At 45.5% G+C, this 17,986-nt stretch carries 16 protein-coding genes; all 16 read right to left on the reverse strand.

Annotated elements, in window-relative coordinates; genetic code table 11:
• Window positions 1–40: 40 nt before the first annotated feature.
• Window positions 41–973, reverse strand: a complete 933-nt coding sequence (locus tag MLD56_RS18745; protein WP_029515663.1) for a DUF2167 domain-containing protein — start codon at window positions 971–973, stop codon at window positions 41–43.
• 765 nt (window positions 974–1,738) lie between these two features.
• The gene (locus MLD56_RS18750; RefSeq protein WP_029515664.1) at window positions 1,739–2,359 is read right to left on the reverse strand and encodes a suppressor of fused domain protein; all 621 of its coding nucleotides are present in this window, start codon (window positions 2,357–2,359) and stop codon (window positions 1,739–1,741) included.
• Window positions 2,360–2,415: 56 nt separating this feature from the next.
• Window positions 2,416–2,904: a hypothetical protein gene (locus tag MLD56_RS18755; protein ID WP_029515665.1), complete on the reverse strand. Its 489-nt coding sequence runs from the start codon at window positions 2,902–2,904 to the stop codon at window positions 2,416–2,418.
• A 10-nt stretch (window positions 2,905–2,914) separates the two neighbouring features.
• Window positions 2,915–5,641 carry a contractile injection system protein, VgrG/Pvc8 family gene (locus tag MLD56_RS18760; RefSeq protein ID WP_241113410.1) on the reverse strand — a complete coding sequence of 909 codons (2,727 nt, stop codon included), beginning with the start codon at window positions 5,639–5,641 and terminating at the stop codon, window positions 2,915–2,917.
• A gap of 21 nt (window positions 5,642–5,662) precedes the next feature.
• Window positions 5,663–6,055: a DUF4280 domain-containing protein gene (locus MLD56_RS18765; protein WP_029515668.1), complete on the reverse strand. Its 393-nt coding sequence runs from the start codon at window positions 6,053–6,055 to the stop codon at window positions 5,663–5,665.
• A gap of 15 nt (window positions 6,056–6,070) precedes the next feature.
• Entirely contained in the window at window positions 6,071–6,595 is a 525-nt protein-coding gene (locus MLD56_RS18770) for a hypothetical protein (protein WP_029515669.1), read from the reverse strand.
• The gene (locus MLD56_RS18775; RefSeq protein ID WP_029515670.1) at window positions 6,577–7,224 is read right to left on the reverse strand and encodes a hypothetical protein; all 648 of its coding nucleotides are present in this window, start codon (window positions 7,222–7,224) and stop codon (window positions 6,577–6,579) included. The genes MLD56_RS18770 and MLD56_RS18775 overlap by 19 nt, the downstream gene beginning before the upstream one ends.
• Complete coding sequence (locus MLD56_RS18780) at window positions 7,221–8,633, reverse strand: hypothetical protein (RefSeq protein ID WP_029515671.1); 1,413 nt, start codon at window positions 8,631–8,633, stop codon at window positions 7,221–7,223. Before MLD56_RS18780 ends, MLD56_RS18775 begins: the two co-directional genes overlap by 4 nt.
• Window positions 8,630–9,229 carry a hypothetical protein gene (locus MLD56_RS18785; RefSeq protein ID WP_029515672.1) on the reverse strand — a complete coding sequence of 200 codons (600 nt, stop codon included), beginning with the start codon at window positions 9,227–9,229 and terminating at the stop codon, window positions 8,630–8,632. Before MLD56_RS18785 ends, MLD56_RS18780 begins: the two co-directional genes overlap by 4 nt.
• A 25-nt stretch (window positions 9,230–9,254) precedes the next feature.
• On the reverse strand, window positions 9,255–10,031 hold the full coding sequence (locus MLD56_RS18790) for a hypothetical protein (protein WP_029515673.1): 777 nt from the start codon (window positions 10,029–10,031) through the stop codon (window positions 9,255–9,257).
• Window positions 10,032–10,138: 107 nt separating this feature from the next.
• Complete coding sequence (locus MLD56_RS18795; RefSeq protein ID WP_029515674.1) at window positions 10,139–10,717, reverse strand: RDD family protein; 579 nt, start codon at window positions 10,715–10,717, stop codon at window positions 10,139–10,141.
• Between the two features lie 68 nt (window positions 10,718–10,785).
• Window positions 10,786–11,298 carry an RDD family protein gene (locus tag MLD56_RS18800; protein WP_029515675.1) on the reverse strand — a complete coding sequence of 171 codons (513 nt, stop codon included), beginning with the start codon at window positions 11,296–11,298 and terminating at the stop codon, window positions 10,786–10,788.
• A gap of 62 nt (window positions 11,299–11,360) precedes the next feature.
• Window positions 11,361–14,012, reverse strand: a complete 2,652-nt coding sequence (locus MLD56_RS18805) for an Hsp70 family protein (RefSeq protein WP_029515676.1) — start codon at window positions 14,010–14,012, stop codon at window positions 11,361–11,363.
• Window positions 14,013–14,043: 31 nt separating this feature from the next.
• On the reverse strand, window positions 14,044–14,733 hold the full coding sequence (locus MLD56_RS18810; RefSeq protein ID WP_029515677.1) for a hypothetical protein: 690 nt from the start codon (window positions 14,731–14,733) through the stop codon (window positions 14,044–14,046).
• Window positions 14,730–16,049: a hypothetical protein gene (locus MLD56_RS18815; protein WP_029515678.1), complete on the reverse strand. Its 1,320-nt coding sequence runs from the start codon at window positions 16,047–16,049 to the stop codon at window positions 14,730–14,732. The genes MLD56_RS18810 and MLD56_RS18815 overlap by 4 nt, the downstream gene beginning before the upstream one ends.
• Before the next feature lie 44 nt (window positions 16,050–16,093).
• Window positions 16,094–17,971 (reverse strand): serine/threonine protein phosphatase, encoded by a 1,878-nt coding sequence (locus MLD56_RS18820; RefSeq protein WP_029515679.1) that lies wholly within the window; start codon window positions 17,969–17,971, stop codon window positions 16,094–16,096.
• Window positions 17,972–17,986 lie beyond the last annotated feature (15 nt).

Raw genomic sequence — 17,986 nt, forward strand, 5'->3', positions numbered from 1 at the left:
CCCCTATTTATCAGCAATTTTATAGAGTGTTTTTTTATCTTTACTGTAGTGTTTCTGACTGATCCTGGGCGTTCGTTTCATTGTGCATAGATTCCGATTTTTTCTTGCGAAATAATTTGGCGAAAAACTTGCCTATTACACCAAACATACCTGCACAAGCAGCACCAATAAGTAGGATAACCTTAATTCCCGCGCCCTTAAAAAAAGCAATGAGTAATGCCAACAAGCCTACTTTTTTAGCTACTGCCAAGCCTGCTCCTCCCAAAATCAATCCGGTCAGGCCGTATTCGGATATTTTGTCCGTTGAAGCATTAAAATCCTCGTACCGCTCACCTGATTTGACTGTCAGCTTGGGTAATATATTCTCATTCAAAAACTTCTTATCTACGTCCAAATGCGCAGGATCGGACACTAATATTGCAGAAATATAACCCTGACGAGTGAGCAAACGAACATTATAATTGATCAGCTTTTCCTTGTTCCCATCCTCCGCCAACATAGACCAGGTTAGATTATGGGTCGCTTCATTATAAAAAGGCTCGACATCCCAGCCCGTAACATACAAGCGATCACTTTCCGCTTTTTCCTTGTTACTCTCTTCCGTCCCCTTTTTATAACTATCTAGAATGGCATCTGCATCGATATCTTCTTTTTCATCATCCTTAATGTGTCCAAGTTCATCGTATTCAAAAACAACTTCCCAATTTTGATTTTCATCTTTCGGAAATATACTCCCAATCTCCTTACCAGATGGCTTATCATGATTCATCTCGCTTGCCTTTGCTGTGTTAGCTGCATCCAAGAAAAGAAGAGATGAGTCCAGTTCAACCGTAGCCATTTTTCCCAGATCTACCTTTCGGCCACCCTCAATCCATTTTAATTGTTCATTGGATGAGGCCCACGCATTACCCCCACTGAGTAACACCAGACTAAGCGCCAACAGCGCTCCAAAAATCGTTTGGCCCCATTTCATTTTGTTACTACATCTGTTATCTAGTCTCTTGTTCAAAACTCATTACCCCTTTATAAATTCCAATATCTCCCGTGTACCCAACCATATTAGCCACTGCTTCATATTTTGTCAATTCACAGTAGCAAAGGGAGTTTCCGAGACTTAATACTCATTTTTATACATATGTATGCAAATATTCTAATCTAATCGAACTGAATTAATAAAATGTGAATGAACGATTAGAAATACTCATAAAGGACAAGCACAATTGCGCAATAGCACTACTTCTCCGTTCCAGTTTCCTACTTATGAATTCCTAAACGGGACTTATTCCTTGATGCGACAACCCCATTGACTTCTAGCTTAATTTCGAACAATCCATCTAGCATAAAAAATGTCGAATTTCATCAGATTAAGGAATGCATAATTCATCTAACAAGAGACTTTAGTCTTAGTGACTTTTTTCCTGTTTTTAAACATATGTCAACTTTTTTATTTAAAAGAATGTATAGGCTTTCATAGGGTCGATTTAATTAGAAATAAGCTAATCATTGAATAGCCTTCTAAGAGTTCACTGCTTGTTTTGGAGACTAGAGGCTATTCACCAGTATTTTATAGTGTCACCATAGCACACAACTGGTTATTCTCTACGAGAAAAAAACTTATTCCTCTCATGTTCGAGTGAAATAAGTTTTTTAAGATAAATTATAATTTTGGGGCCAATTAATTGTGTGAATTCTTTTTACAATCTGTTATTCTCGCTCTTTTAATTAGCTATTAATATCCTTATTTACATGCATTTAATCTATTAACTTCAACAATATCATTTACGTTGTATTCATCAAACTTTTCAAGAAGAGCACCAAAACCTTTTGATAGTTGAAATTCCATTTCTTCCTGATATATTGGACAAACAACTAAAAATTGTATTGTTTTATCTTTACTTAACATTAACGAGCTAAATCCTTCATCTTCACGAATGGGAGGTAATAATAGCATACAAGTGAAATTATTGTCATTTGCAATTGGTTCTGGAGGTTCCCCATTAGGTATAGTGTCTCCATAACAAAACCATGTGTTTCTTTCATGCGGGAACTTGCCAAGTTTTCTTAGCCAACCAAATGGCCAATAATCTTTAAAATCTTTAATATCCTCTTTAGCCACAGGCCATGATGCCGGAAGATACATGATAAGTTCTGTATATTCCCAATCTTTATTATCTTCTGAAACTTGTGCAGGTAATAAGCTCATTCCTGACGTTATAATAGTATGAAAGTCTCTTTGGTCGTTTGCTCGAAAAATGATTAAGTTTATATTTAGACTTTCTGAAACGGTCTCTATATTTATTAAATCTGGCTCACCAATGTATTTCTTATAATGTTCTAATAATTGATTATTTATATCCAATATTATCACTTCCTCTTATAAGCAATCTCTTTGTATTGAAGTCCTCCCATAGGCTGTTAGAATACCAATAGGCTTCCTTGAGGCCACTTCCCTTTCCAACCACAAGGTATATGTCCTGAATTATATATTTCCAACAATTCTGTATGAAAGCCTGGTTTTACATACGTGCTATATGCATATTCCATCATTGCAGTAAGCAAATCCCACTCAACGCTCTCATATATACAATTGTTTAATTTATTTCTTTCTATAAATGTAGAAATATTTTTAAGGACTCCATCCTTAAGTAATAATTTAGCCTCCATAGTAATATTATTCCACTGTCTGTATTCTTCTCGCCAATTCTCATGTAGAGTCGAAGTTAGTTGATTTCTTATTTGGAGTCTAACATTATCCCAAGTAGAATTAACTTTTTTTTCAACATCAACCCAGTTACGTACTTGCGTAACATTAACATTGAGTGTAGCATTAATAGCATCCCCACAGTTACTGAAAAAGTCAATTTTAGATATTGTATTATCGTAAAAATCCTTTACTTCGTTCATTTTCTTCCCCTCAGTTTAGTTTTATTTTTTGAAATAAATATTTATATATAGAATTTATTTGTCCTGGTATTTTTGGTATTGGATCATCATCTTGTAAACCATATTTTAACCGTTGGCTTCTAGCTTTCTCCACTACATCTAAGGTTTGTTTTTCGGTTAATCCGGCCTTTCTCAACGATTTATATAATGCTACGTTATATTCAGCATTTGTAGGAATTAAACCTTTTTTATCCCCTTTTCTATATCTATTAAAAAATTCTTCCATAGTTTTATGTGCCATAAAATGTGGTGAACCAACATCCTTAAATGCATTGCCCTCTAATTCGATAGTATATCCTTCATCTGACGGGATTACCTGTTTGCCATTCCCATCTTTTTTAAATGCAGCATCTTGATTAAGGTGATGCTTTTGCTTCCCAGATTTATCATATTTCCACTCACCATACTTCTTAACAGTTACTTTTTCTTTACTTCCTACTGTTCCCTCAACCTTTTTCGCCGCGCTCTCTTCCATTTCCTTCATGACCTTGTTGTAATTCTTCTGCACATCCGTCTGTGGAAGTGGTCCGCTGTCCATCTTATTAACGTGCGGAACTGGCGCTCCGTTGGCTGTGGCCAACTTCCCGGGGCTGAGGCCGTCTGCCATTTTACTCAGTTGCTCATTGAACTTCTGACCCAGTTTACTGCCGGACTGCTCCAGCTTGGTTACAGCTTTGCCAAAGCCTGCTCCGACTGCATCTACACCTTTGCTAATCCATTGCGGTGTAACCTTGCTGCCTACTTTTTCAGCGAATCCGCCAATGGCCTTGCCTACTTTGGAATCCAGTACGCCTACGGTGACAAAACCCAATCCCGCGTCCTTTGCTACTGAGCCCCAGTTGATCTTTTCACCACTCAGCACCTGACTCGCTAGATTTTCCGCGGCATTTGTGACACCGCCGATCGCTGCTTTCCTCAGTAAGGTTCCCCCTACACCGAGAGGGCCAAAGATTGCTCCAGATACCGCCCCGATTCCCGCTTCCTTCAAGCCGGTCAGGGCATAGTCGCTGAAGTCGCTCACTTCCCCTCGGGCGATATCTGATGCGGCCAAGCTTGCTACACCCAAGCCACCCGCCAGCAGCGCTCCTCCGGCTACCGCTGCAATGACCACCGTACCCGCTCCAAGCGTCGCTACCGTAATGGCTGCTACCACGGCTACGGCTGCCACAACTGCCAAACCGCCCAAAATATTCATCCCCAGCTTGCCCCAGTTAAACGGTTCAGGGGGTGGCGGCGGTGGAGGTGGCTCGCCTTCCTTCGGTTCATCATCAAACGGCGGGTATGCAGTTCGGTCGCTACCGTCCGCCCAGACGCTTCCTCCCAACACGTGGTATTCGTTTTCTACCGAAAGCCCCGTGCTTCCTCCCGTTTGATACGCCATGACCTGGCTGGTTCCGTCAATAATGATTTTCTTCGGCGTATTCAGAATGATTTCTTGCTCTGCTTCTAACGATAACTTCTTGGGACTAGTTAATTCAATCCCAGTAGCATCGTCCAGACTCATCTGCAATGTCCCACCCGGATCACCCATGATATGGATGCGACCCGGTGCCATTTTCAGTTCACTTCCATGCTCCGTTCCAAAATATCGATCATTAGGATTACTCGTTTTCGCGCAACCGTCTCCATTTGTACGAACCGCACCCAAAATCATTGCTCTGGAACCAGACGCATCTGGAAAGTACAGGCTTGCCTGTGTTCCCACCTTCGGCATACTGTACATCGCACTTCCCGTTGGGGGAGCGAACGGATACCAATGCGGCTCGGATACCCCATCATCCTTATCAATCGCCAGCCGCAGCTTCACTTCCTCTCCCCGTACCGCAATGACCTCTCCTTCCAGAGAAATTCCGATTGTTTTGGGATTGGGGATGAAATCACTGCGAATGCCCTCTGCGCGGGCCAACACATAACTGAATAGCAAATGCCCCTTTTCCATGCGGCTTCGCAATTCAGTTACAATCATTATTTTCTGGCGAAATTGCACCTCGTCTCCAAGAGCATACCGTTCTCCGCTTTCAATCTCGTATTTGAAAAAGTCGGTATCATGTAGCCCGGCTGACTTTCCGCCTGCCCGCTGATAGCCCTTTAAATCCTTACTTGCCGTATATGGCGTATCCTTCCGAATTGTTCGCTGGGTGCCAGCAGGCATGCCGAAATACAGCTTCGGCGATGCGGACTCCCATATGTCGCTGACCACCACTGTATGTAAACGGCTCGCCATCCGTTTCATAAACTCCCAGTCGGTTTCATCATACTGTAAAATGGCTTCGCCTACCGACTGCTCTCCGGTCTGGTACAAGACATCACTTCGCTCATATCCTTGAGCAAGCTTATTCACTAACTGTTTATATGTTTGTTTTTCCTCAGGAAAAGACCGCTTTCTTTTGACAATATCCAGCTCAAATGAGCCACTGATTCCTTCCAGTGTAAGTGTATACACTCCATTATGGTTCTCAACTTCTACCGTATGGACGACACCCTTAAACAAGCTGACTTCCTCTTGTCCATTCTGCGCATACACATGTAGCTGATCCTCTGAGGTCGCATTCAGCGCAGCCGTGGCATGACTCGACTCCTTACAAATGCCTGTGAGTGTAATACGCCCATGCTCACCCGGCTTCCACTCGATCTGAACATCCTTTAAGACCTGAATGGGGTAAGGGGAATCTATTCGAATCTGATCATATCCTATCATGTTTTCAAACCTCCCTTCCAGCTACTCCTCCTGCTGGCCATTCGTATGAAATTCGATAAATCCATGATATAAACAAGTCTGAAATGAAGAGGTCGTCAAGGCTGGCTGGCCTTCCACCTTTGTCGGTTCTTTTGTGTTTTTCCACTTATCCGTCAGCATTGGTAGGCATGGCTTCCCTGAGATTGTGGAGCCATCTTCGGCGATCAGATATATAGTCTCGGCACTCGGCTGTTCTGGACTGGTACAAATTCCAAAATGAGGGACATTCTCAGGAGAATAATCTCCTTCATTCATCATGGGTTTACCGTTAACATAAGCCCCGTGGCTGTTCGGCAAATTGATCTTTCGAGGATGCGTCCCGCAAGTGCAACGCATACAAGCCCCCCGTACGACATAATACTCATTGTCTGACATGTGCCCTTTCCCTCCCTATTTCACCTGAATTTGCTCCAAAGCGATCCCGGTATAATCACGCCGCAATATACTTTCCGCAATGTCCAAACGGACGATGATCATCGGGATAGCACTCTCCTGGATTCTAAATATCTTGTGGCCCCGAATAGCATCTGCACGTAATACCAGCTTTCTAAGCACACTTTGATCTAAATTCCATTCGCTTTCTGGATGTACTGCTGCAAGCCGCTCCACAAAAGGAATATAGTAATTCTTCTGTATCCTCTGTTCGATCTGAGTAAGTATCGTTAATTTCATAGGCATCTCCGGCACATAGGCCTGGACAAGGCGTTTTAAAGCATCTGAAATGAGTGGGATGGGACCTTCTAGATAATCAATAAAAATACTTTCTGCATCTGCCTTCACGTGAAACATCAATGGCTTGACAATATCCTCCGGCTGCAAATCATACAGCTTCCACGGATCAATCGTTTCCATCACCTTTTGTAGCGCAGGAACATGGGTATACCGCACATCCTGTTTTAAGAGGAAATAATCCATGAAGATTCCTCCTTTCGTGTCTCAGCTCCCTCACTACGCGTAAAACGGCACAATATTTCGCTATCATCTCGATACTCTCCAGCAAATATCGTGCATACATTTGCTTTTGGCATCCTTTCTAACGAAGGGGAAGCTATAAAAACTGGCATCTGGCTTTTCAAGAACTCTACAGTGAGCAGATGGTATTTGACCGCCTCAATTTGTTGAATTTGTTCAATATCCATCGTCGAGATCTTACGGGCATAATCTGATTTAAGCTTTTCCAGCTTAGTCATACGATTGAACAGAGGCTCGAAAACAAAGTCTGCCGACCATTCCACAGCGCATTCAGTCTCATCCAGAAACCAATTTTCATCATAGGCATCTAGACGATAAACCGCTTTATTTTTCGCAACACGAGTTCTGAGCAAGGAGATATAAATATATCGAATATCCCCCTTACGACCTTGCTCGTGCTGAAGGGTAGCGAGCTGGCATAGCGACTCTAGAGCTGCTATAAGCTCGTCTTCAATGGCTTGCTGGCGCGTCAGAAAGTTGTTTTCAATAAGAGCCAAATCATGTATCCATTCCGTAAATACGTGCTTTTCCAGCAAATCCTGCAACGCAGCATCCCGATCCATGAGCTTCATTCAATGTTCACCTTACCCCCGGTTAATCTCACATCGTCCATGATGTCGAGTTTGGCTCCGGATTGAATAAAACTTACGCCTTCTTTCCCCTCCATAATAATTTTCGCTCCCCCTGTAATTTGGATATCTTCCTGAGCAGACAGGGTTATTTTTTTGTTACTATTAATTTCGATCCCGCCTTCATCCGTGAGACGCATGAGCATTTGCCCACTGTTGATAATTTCTACTGCACCAGGCTTGAAAACGACTTGTTTGCCGTATTTGGTGCTGATACTTTTAACCGCAGGATCACTTCTTTTAACAGGATCAGAGGAGGCAAGATCGACAGAACTGGCGGCAAAAGCATGCTGCTCCCGTTCATCCGGAAAGTACAGACGAATTTGATCACCTGCTTCCGGCATAACATACCAACCGCTGCCATCAGGAGAAGAATAAACCGTAGAATAGGGAAACCACATAGCCCCGGATGCAGTCGAGCCTTGATCAATTTCCAGCTTGATTTTTACTTTTTCTTTGGAAATATCAATTACCTTGCCAAACAGAGAGGCTCCTGAAAGATCATAGGCATAGACGGTTGGGCATTTTAACCCATGTGCATCCCGTAAAATGTAACGATTAACGATCAGATTTCCTTCCGTGGTCGTCTCCGCCCTAGCTATGTAAAGCGTTCTTCTATGAAAAATGACGGAACTGCCCAGCTCTAGCACTTTGTTGCTGGTCACTTCATAACTCAAGCTGTTAGACTCACCGTATTCCGGCAGTCCGTTACGGGACATGAGCTTGTGCTCCTTCAAGTCTTTTTTTATGGAATAGTTATGTTCGTTCAGCGGTTGAGGGGCACTAGAATGGGGGATACCAATCACATATTTCAATCCTTGTTGCATCGTAATTGGAATTAAAGCAGCATGCAGCCGAGAAGCAATTCTTTTGACAAAAGCCCAGTCCGTTTCATTGTATTGCACTAACAATTCACCGATAGCTGCGCCATGAGAAGCCTCGTCAATCACTTCTGCATCAGTATATGAACTTGTAACATGCGAAAATAGATTGTTATATGATTCCGCTGTTTTTTGGAATGAACGACGTTTGGGGCGAATGTCCATTATTAAGGTTTCACTGCTAGCCTCAATCGTAAGCTCGCGTACTCCGTTTACAGCTTTTACAGCAATATTCGTGACGCTTCCCTGAAAAAGCCGGATCTCCTTGCCTTCACTTTTTAAGAAGACTTCGATGTGCTCATCTTCATCTGCTTTTTCTACGTATTGATCCAGCTTGTCCTCCGAAACAATTCCACGTATGCAGAAGCTCACATGTTCGTTTAACTGTTTAATGAGATGGATACTTAATACACGTTGAAACTGATAAGGGGCCACCTGAACATCTGCTGTGGTGTAAATGGGGTTACTCATTCATATCCCTCCTTTTCTGCCTCGTCAACCGTTTGAATGGTGCGTATCATCTGTAGGGCGACATCCCGCCATTCAGCATACTGCTTATACGGACAACAAAATGTTCCCATGACCGTCTTTCCTTCCAGCTCAAAGTAGAACATATTGTGGTAGATGGGCTGGTCCAGCGCAGGACTTTTAAAGTCAAAATAGCCAATCTGCTTACCATGTACCTCTTCTATTTTTTCTTCATAAAATACATGGGCAGGATTCATATTTTTCATCATTGCCTTCATGCCAGAAGTGAGCTGTTCCACCCATTCATCTTGTAGCGTCTGGTCCACCCGATTCAGGGTAACATCCACACTGCCCAAATCATTCGTCAAAATCATTTCTGGACGTTGCTCATGAGGATATTTAATCTTTTGCAAATGCTTGGGCATTGGAATAAAGATAGAGGGGACATGCATTTTCAGCCGATCCTTAAAGAAAGACCGCTCTTCAAACACATAGGATTGACCGTCAATGATTATGGGTCCTGCTAAAATATTGTTAGGCCTCTTCAGCTTCTCCATCTCACGGAGCTGATCCAAAATCTTTTCATCCTCATATTTCATAATGCACACTCCTCTACCTGATTTTCTAATCCACAATCATCCGTCCGGCTCCGCCGCCCTGCCAACGGCCTGCTGTTCGTTTTCCACGTCCGGCGCCTTCTAGAATAAGAACTAGCTGTCTATGCAACTGAGCATGAGAATAATCTCTGTATTCCGCACCATTTCGGTTTGCGATGTAATGCTGAATGGACTCCCTGTCTACGGCTTCTGAGTTCAGGCATATGAGGGCAAACATACAATCCATCGGATCGGATGCACCACTTTTAAGCAGCTCGGATGCGAAGTAGCGCATCGTCTCCGGGCGCAATGTACTCTGCTTCAAACCCGCAAAAGGAGCATGGATATCACTCCATGTATTGAATTCCGTTGCCATGTCGGCAAAATCCTGATAATCCGAGCGAAGCACGGCTCCCTCTTTGAGCTTGAATCGGCCCAGCTCCATCTCATCCAGACCGATTTCTGCCTCATCCTCCAGCACGATATCTGCATGATGGGCTGTGAAATCCGGGCGATCTGTTTGCTCCAAAAAGAGCAGCTTCAACACCGACAGCCGCCCTGTGGCCGCATACGGCACTTCCTGCTCCTGCTCCAGCAGATACAATCTACCCTTGTGCTTCACGATGCCTCTACCAATGGTTAGCGTGTACTCCCCGACAGTTACGTTCATTCCTGTAATGATGCCATCCGAATAATCCTGATACCGGATATCGAGAAAGCTGCGGGGGTAGTCCCGCAGGTTCTCTAGCATCTCGGTTTTGAGAATACGGCCTTTCTCGAACTTCGGCACGATATGGGTTAACATGTGGTTTCCTCCTCTCCGTGCCGATTTCGGCACAAGTGTCGCCCGGCACCTCAGTAATGACATTGCGTAGCAACGTTATGCGCCAGCCGGGTCGCTCTGCGACGTCATTACTGCTCTTCTTTATTCAAGGGAACGGACAACCGATTCACACCGGGTGCAGGAGCCGGGACAGGCATCTCTGTCAGCGATGGATTTTGCTTAATATACTCAGAGTAGTCCAGCCAATTTTTGTTCACCACATAGGTACGAGCGATTTTGTCATGCAGCGCCTGCTTTTTTTCAGTGAAAGCTGCCATGATATAGCCTACAAATATAGTGACTAAGCTAATGATTTTACCCCAGTAGCGGGCGTTGGCCCGTCCGAAAGATATTTTTTCATTATTTTCATCCGCAACGACAATCCCCGCAGCCAGCTTGCCGACCGTTCCTCTGCATTTTGATGATTCCATGATGGTGTGGTAAAGCCAATCCAATAAAAGAGGGCCAAAAATAATAATAGCTCCCAAAATTCTCACCGACACATCGTCTAAGTGTGAAACAAACTCCGAAAAATTCGGCATTTTTACGAACGCAGAGACAAACCCTATCGTCACAAACGGCAACGTATCAATCAAACGAATAGTCACAAATAAAATAGTATAATCTAGCAAATGGGCTAAAAATCTTTTCCAAAAACCAGCGTACATCCTACTGCTCCTCCTGTTTAAAGCCTGCTGTTCATCAGAATCTTTGAATCTGTGTGCCAACCTAAATGTTACATTCCAGCTCCGCGCCCAGCCTGCTCACGAAGGATATAATTCAGCTCGCGTTTGTCCACAACGTAGGTACGGGCAATCAGATCGTGGAGAGCCTGTTTTCTCGCCGTAAAGGCTGCCATAATAAAGCCGGCGAACAAAATGATGACTGATAGAAGCTTACTCCAGTAGCGGGCACTAGCACGTCCAAAGCTGAGCTTGTGATTAAACTCATCTACTACAACGATGCCGAGAGCCAGCTTGCCCACCGTGGCTTTGCATTTCGATGATTCCATAAGCGCATAATATAGCCATATAGCTCCCCAATTCAGCAAGGTCTGTCCTATTACTTTCATGGTAACAATAGAAGACGATCCGTCTGAGAGCAAAGAGCTTTCTGCCGGAGACGGTACCCAATCCCCTAAGGTCCGAATTACCATCCAGATCAATCCAAATATTAAAAATACAAACCATAGAATAAGGCCATCGATGATATAAGCCAAAGTTCGTTTCCAAAAACCTGCATACAGCACGTTATCCCCTCCAAGTGTTGTGTACTTTTCTAATTTCAGCATTTTGCAAAACCCTTAATTTACTATTTCGTGCCGTCAAAGAAATCCAGCTCGGAGAGATCATTCTCGAAGGCAAAAAAGCGTTTGGGTCCCAGATGCAGCAATTCATCTCGGCGAGTAATCGGCACTACATAAAAGCCCCAGCGGCTATCTCCGACAAAAACAAAATATTTCGTTTCCCCATTACGGATGGAGTCCGTATCATCCTGCGGGATATCCCGCCCGTACAGCACTGCAATTTCCTCATACGGCATGGGTTCAAAAGCTTCTGGCCGACTACGATACACATGGCGCTGACGCAGCTTGCCGCCGTCGGCCGTCAGGAAGAACTCCACCTCAGCCGCATGAGACGGCCGGGAAATAGAACCGCGTACCCGATTGCTTTCCAAACTCGCAATCAGCTCCTTCTCGCGTCCCGTATGCGTCCATGCGCTAACCGTGTACGGAATAGCCGGAATATGATTGGTAATGACAGGCTCAATCGTGCCCATTTTTTTAGCGTTCAGGTAACGGATAGCCCCGCGCAGACAGGCCATTTTCAACTCAGGTACCCGGCTGAGGTCCTCTGCCTTTTGACGAAACTCAATACTGCGCCCCGGTACAAATTCCTTGAGTGCTTCGCGAAATACGTCAATCCGGCAGGATTGCCCGGTTAGCTTGATAATCGAATAATCCTGCAAGCGTCCCTCCAGATAAAACTCATCCAGAAACTTGCGCACAATATTGTAGATGTCCGCCTTAAGAAGCTGCTGTATTTCCCGAATGTTAAACACCACATCAGGCAAACCATATTCATCACGAAACCGTCCGTTCTCGATGACTGAAACCAGCCAACGGTCCATCACTGCAATGTTCAGGTCGCTTTCAGCAGATAATACCTGCTCGGATTCGAAGCGGCTGCGCAAGATCCCCGTACGTAGAAAAAATTCCTTTTTCATATTTTCTGCCGCGCTCCACAACAGATGAAAATTACTCAGTACCCGCTGATATTCATCCCGTGTAGCATGCTCATACTGTTTGAACGCGGTAGGCAAGATGGCCTCTGCCTCTCGGTAGCGCTCCTCCAGTCCCGCATATACAGCATCTACACCAAACTCATCCACATGACGGTACAAATCTCCCGAAGGAATGCCGATCAGGGCATCAATATCGGTGTCAGGCAAACGCGTCTCGGCAGCATAATAACCTGCAAATACAATTTTCATAAACTGCATAATCCGATACGTCAGATTATTGCCGCCAAAGTTGGTATCCCCGTTTTCATATGTTGTGTGAATATCCAGCTTGTAAGCAATACGTCCGTCCTCAATTCGGAATCGGCAGGAAGACAAATCTGTCGTGCCTCCACCACAATCAATAACAAGTGCCTGGTACTCCTCACCGTCCGCAAAAGTCCCTCGTTCCATCTGGTCTGCCAGCGTGTTGTACAGCACAGCCAGCCCTTCGTCCAGCGCATCCTCCGCTTCAATCTGGTAATCAGGCAAAATATCACTAAACATCTCTATAAACTGGGGCTGCAGCTTTACCGGAGCAGAAAAGTGCAGGTTGCGGAACCGACACTTAAATTGCTGCTCGGCTGTAGCAATCACATAACGGATAAAAGCAGCTAAAATATCACTGCGGGAAGCGGTTGCTGTATTCCCCTCGGAATCCATTAATTCCTCAATTCGCTTATAATCGTTGACCCACCGCTTGATCCCCCGCAATACTGTTGCACGGCTTCCTGCCACGTCAGATCCACGTAGTGCATCCTCCCCAAATACATAAAGGATATGTTCTGGATTGGAGCAATCTGCGACGCGAATAGCAGTCGGCAATACTTCGATCCAGTCGCCTTCTGCCCCTTCTGGGCCGGGGAATGACACATAATTGATGGCGTTCAGCCTTACTGTGCTGCTCATACCTGTATCAGGAGCCGTAACGTAGGAGCTATCCAAATAAGCACCTGCTGTGGTGTTCGAGGTGCCAAAATCAATCGCAAGTACCGCATCTGTAGTTTCCGTGCCCCGAATGATCAGCTCTGCCACCGGAATCCGGTGACCTTGAAGCTTCAGCGGCAGCATTGGCTTATCTCCATAGTAGAGGTTATAAAAATATTCTGATTCCTGTCTTCGCAGAAACAGCAGGCTATAACTATGATTGGACGTCTCTCGCAGTTCAGCATCACGATGACGAGAAAGATAATATACGCCTGTTCGTGTCTCATCCTTCACCAAATTCAAAACACCGCACAGTTCTCCTGTTGCATTCACCAGCAGCACATTAGATGAGCTCAGCCAAGGCAAATCGGATTCAATCCGGTAGTTGTCCATGCGACCTGTGCGTACACCCTGATACAGCGTGATTTTGGCGGGAACCCGGATGCCGCTGCTCTCCTGCCGACGGTCGTTCCAGTTTCGCTGTAGTGCCGATTCCATGCGTTCAAAGCCGCCAGGATTTGGCCTTGTGATGAGTAAATGCTCTTCCGCGCTCCGAAAACGTAAAATCACGCGAATCAACTCTTCACGTGCCAGGCGATTGGCAAAGCCCTCGACCAGTCGTTCCTTATCGCATATTCCGCGTAACTGAAAGGTCGTCATTTGCTCCAATTCCGCCCGCGTGTATTTCGCCGTGAAGCGTATGCTTTTTCGATCGGTGAGCGGGTCTAGCAACCTGTATGTATAGGGTCCGTTCATCGTTCACATGTCCTTTCTTAGCCATTTAGCCTTAATAGAGGGCGATAGCGTCTATTTTCATCGTAGGATCTTCCTCCAAAATGCCGAAATGACTTGTCCAATACAATTCCGTCGTAAAACGTGCCGGAAGAAACAAATCCAGAATCAAATCCACTTTAATCCGTGACAATGGTGTCTCCTCTTGGCCGATATAGATGAGCAGTTCGTCTTTTTCCTCACAATTGGTGTAAATGATTGAGCGATGAAAGACGCGCCGCATCGTTTCTTTTAGCAAATGTACGGCTTCTCCCGTCTCATACAGGCGCAGCAATCCTTCAGCAATCACGTCCTGATCCTCACGGTTTAATTGTCCAAAGCCTTCCTTTACCTTCGGGCCAAAAATGCCCTCTGCAATATCACGCTGAACAAACCGGATATGGTACTCCCGCCGATTCATCCCTTGATACAAGTCCATTTCCGCCAGGAAATGCATCATAATATCAAATAGCGATTCTCTCAGCTCTAGATACTCTTCAGCATCCGGTGGAAACAGATCCCGAAAAATAGAATAAAAGCGGTAGTACGGATTGATTTCCACTACCTGCTCCAAATGGGAAGTATTCAACTCTGCCAGACTAAGCTCCATATACGGAGAGTAGCTGACAGCGGGTACGAAGCGGAATTTATCTACATCCAGCCCTTGTTCCCTCGCGCGCATGAGCAAATCCCAGACGTAATTCACACCCATTCTCCTTCACACTTGTACTCCGGAAAATACATCTGCACTTCTGATACTAGAAAGCTCATTAAATCGGATAAAATATAAGCAGGCGCAGTGGGCAAAACATCGTCAGAACCACGTCTGAACCCCAAACGCATGATCTGCTTGCCTTCCTCTGTCCGTACGTTATCGCTGACAAACGGATTTAACGGATACGTCTGGGTTTTGGTTAAAAGGTTGCTTACATCATTTCTCCCTGCACCTCCCCAGATGTCTACACGTTCCAGCTCAAGCCCCTGCGCTGCTTCAAACGAGTTTACGATGCGCATGATTTCCGCTTTGGCACGGACAATCACGGCCTGTTTTCCTGCATAGCGGCCCAAAAAGCTGTCCTGTCGCCGATTGGACAATAACGGATAAGTCTGACGACTAAGTCTCGTTGTAACAGGCTTCGTAACCTTCAACACATTCCATTCGCCAGACTTATCACGTGGTGTGACAATCGTCAGTTCCTCTTCTGTACGCTTGATATACCGGATATCGCCTTCAGTCCCGTCAATCAAGTAACCATGCTCAGGACCTGTTTTTCGCAAAGGCAGCACATGCTCATAATTCACACGATCCATAGCGGGTATAGGAAAGCCGCTGTTCTTTAGAGATAGCCTTTCAATGTTCCAAAGCGGAAAAACGTCGCCCTTCTTAAAAACGTCGAATTCCTCCAATGAAATTGTAATTTCATGAATTTCTTCATGGGCGGCCGGCTCGCCGTCTCCACCAATCAATACACAGTCCACAAACTTATAAGCGTACGGGTGATTAATTGTTTTCCACGGCATGCCATTTTGCATAAACGTGTGATATAACTGCTCAATCTCTAAAATATAAGAACGGTTATGCTCCAGACGAAAACGAATCGGATAATTGCCGGTTTCCGTGACCAACATTCCTGAGAAAATTCGCTTGCTGCGCACCAGTGCTGAGATTCGTTCGGTCTCCATCTCAAGGAAAAGCGTAAACAGCGGCATCGATCCGCCTTCGCGTACCACCTCTGCCACATGGCTGATGTCAATCTGCTTTTCCTCCGTATCCGACGGTAACACAGGATATAAAAATTCATGAATCGGGTCATAGTCCTCACGCGATGTCAATGACACGTACACATCAATCTTTTCTTCCGTATTCTCAATTTCCTCAAATACCCGCCGTTCTAGCTGGCGGGTCATTTCTTCCTGATATTCGACAAGGTTCATAAATACCCCCGCCATCATATTTTTCAATAAACGTCTCTGCTCCAAATCGTCCATCTTGCTCAAACGGTCCTGTACCAACTCTTTCACGACGTCTCACTCCTTTCGGCTCCAGCTTCATTGAACATGAAAACTTAACTTCCGTTCGCAGCAGCCCGATCTTGGTTCTCTGAATCAGACGCCCCTTCTGCTTTAGAAGCGGAATCAGCAGTTCCTTGTTCTTTGCTGGTACCCGCCTTGGCCGAAGAGGCATTTCCATCGCCCGTACCGCTATTTTTTGCCGCTGAAGAGACTTCCTTCTTCGCGGGTGTAGTTCCCGCTGAAGCCGTTGGCGTAGCCTTCGTTTGCGATTCTGCAGCAGGGGTTGCAGCGACGGAAGCTGAAGCATTACTCGCTGCGTCCCCTGCGTCCGTGTCGTTCAACGCTCCGTCAGACAATCCCAATCCAGCAGGAAGCTGACCGTTTTTCTGCTGCTCAGCGCTCTGCTTTTCCTCCGCCTTGGCTATGCTCCGCTCCAATGCCAGAACACTTTCGAGCTTATCGATCTCCTGATAAATTTCCTGTGCCCCGCTATAGGCATCAATGGCTCCTTCATAATCGAGATCCTTCATCATTCGATCTCCTTTAGCCTGAAGCTTGCCAGCTTGAATCTCCTTGAGCTGCTGCTGAATAGCAGTCAATTTATCGTTGGCCTCGGTAATTTTCTTCTCCAGTTCTTTTTGCGCAGACGTATAACCGGATTCCATCGCAGCCTTATTTGCTTTTTTGTACAGCTTGAGTGCATTCGTGTAATCGCCGCCCTGAAATTTCAAATCTCCGTCCTTCATCCAGCTCGCCGTCTCAGCATAGCTGTCCAGTTGGTCGATTTTATGCTCAATATCCTTCACATTGAAAGGCGGGTACAGACCAGCGCTTTTCCGTGCTTTCTCGTAGCTGGCTTCAGCTTTGGTAAAGTCCGCCTTTTCCACGTAGCCGTCTCCGTCCACCAGTAATTGAGATAGTTTCTGCTCGGCTGTATATAGTCGCTTATGAATCTTATCGTTAATTTTAACCGCCGCGTTTTTCGCTTCACTGTAGGACTTGAGTGCCTTCGCATAATCTCCTGCCCTGGCATAATCATCCGCGGCCTGTGCCGATTCGACCATCGTTTCCAGCGCAGCCGCCTTGTTCGCTGCCATACGCGCCAGTGTAATCCATACTCCCCCGCCCACGATTACAAAGGCGAGCAACGCAATCAAAATCCGTTTGATCAGCTTACGGCGGTTTTTAGGCTTTTCCTGAAAAACTTTATTTACATAAATGGCCGCAGCCGTGTAATTGTTCACCGTCCGGTGCTGTTTGCTTAGCAGAACCTCTTCCAATGTGTCCGTCAGCATGACCGGATCCTTCGCTTCCTCTAGCGCCCCCAGCATTTCCGCCAGCTCAACGTCCTCCCACATCCCGGATGTGGCGAGCAGAATTACATCTCCATCTGCAAGCTGGGTCTTTTTGGCGTAATGGGCATGAACTCCATTCGGATTTCCCAAGTATTCCAGCAGATTACCTCGTTCCTCATGTGTGCTGGTCGCTTCGTCTGGAATGCGTCCATCATCTGCCAATGACTGAGCCAGACTATGATCCTTGCTGCGAAAATTAAGCCTTCCATTGCGAAAATGATATAGCCGCACATTACCGCACGAAACGTACACCATTTTGTTGTAGTTGGTCACTACCATCAGCAGACTGGCTTTGAGCCGAACACGACGGCTTTCAAATTGCAGCCATTCCTGCGCTTCACGCAGATCTCTCATCAAGCGCCGCTTGGACATGGAAGGCTTCTCCATGAAGTTTTCAAGCACCGTTTTGACAACCATTTCTGCGCTGCGCAGCTCCTGATCCGAATCCAGACCGTCTGCGAGGACATAACAGGCCATGTCGTCCGTCTCCATGAATGCAAAATAGTCCCGGTTGTCTATGTAAGAGCCCGCTTCCGACACAAAGGCGGTACTAAAATCGCTGTTGTCCTTGCGCATCGCTACCCCCGTCTT

Source organism: Paenibacillus peoriae (genome assembly GCF_022531965.1).
GTDB classification, from domain to species: domain Bacteria; phylum Bacillota; class Bacilli; order Paenibacillales; family Paenibacillaceae; genus Paenibacillus; species Paenibacillus polymyxa_D.

What these genes read in the sequence shown, in the direction of transcription:
- MLD56_RS18745 (WP_029515663.1), bottom strand. Translation starts at nt 973, where the DNA reads ATGAAATGGGGCCAAACGATTTTTGGAGCGCTGTTGGCGCTTAGTCTG.
- MLD56_RS18755 (WP_029515665.1), bottom strand. Translation starts at nt 2,904, where the DNA reads ATGAACGAAGTAAAGGATTTTTACGATAATACAATATCTAAAATTGAC.
- MLD56_RS18760 (WP_241113410.1), bottom strand. Translation starts at nt 5,641, where the DNA reads ATGATAGGATATGATCAGATTCGAATAGATTCCCCTTACCCCATTCAG.
- MLD56_RS18765 (WP_029515668.1), bottom strand. Translation starts at nt 6,055, where the DNA reads ATGTCAGACAATGAGTATTATGTCGTACGGGGGGCTTGTATGCGTTGC.
- MLD56_RS18770 (WP_029515669.1), bottom strand. Translation starts at nt 6,595, where the DNA reads ATGGATTATTTCCTCTTAAAACAGGATGTGCGGTATACCCATGTTCCT.
- MLD56_RS18775 (WP_029515670.1), bottom strand. Translation starts at nt 7,224, where the DNA reads ATGAAGCTCATGGATCGGGATGCTGCGTTGCAGGATTTGCTGGAAAAG.
- MLD56_RS18780 (WP_029515671.1), bottom strand. Translation starts at nt 8,633, where the DNA reads ATGAGTAACCCCATTTACACCACAGCAGATGTTCAGGTGGCCCCTTAT.
- MLD56_RS18785 (WP_029515672.1), bottom strand. Translation starts at nt 9,229, where the DNA reads ATGAAATATGAGGATGAAAAGATTTTGGATCAGCTCCGTGAGATGGAG.
- MLD56_RS18790 (WP_029515673.1), bottom strand. Translation starts at nt 10,031, where the DNA reads ATGTTAACCCATATCGTGCCGAAGTTCGAGAAAGGCCGTATTCTCAAA.
- MLD56_RS18795 (WP_029515674.1), bottom strand. Translation starts at nt 10,717, where the DNA reads ATGTACGCTGGTTTTTGGAAAAGATTTTTAGCCCATTTGCTAGATTAT.
- MLD56_RS18805 (WP_029515676.1), bottom strand. Translation starts at nt 14,012, where the DNA reads ATGAACGGACCCTATACATACAGGTTGCTAGACCCGCTCACCGATCGA.
- MLD56_RS18820 (WP_029515679.1), bottom strand. Translation starts at nt 17,971, where the DNA reads ATGCGCAAGGACAACAGCGATTTTAGTACCGCCTTTGTGTCGGAAGCG.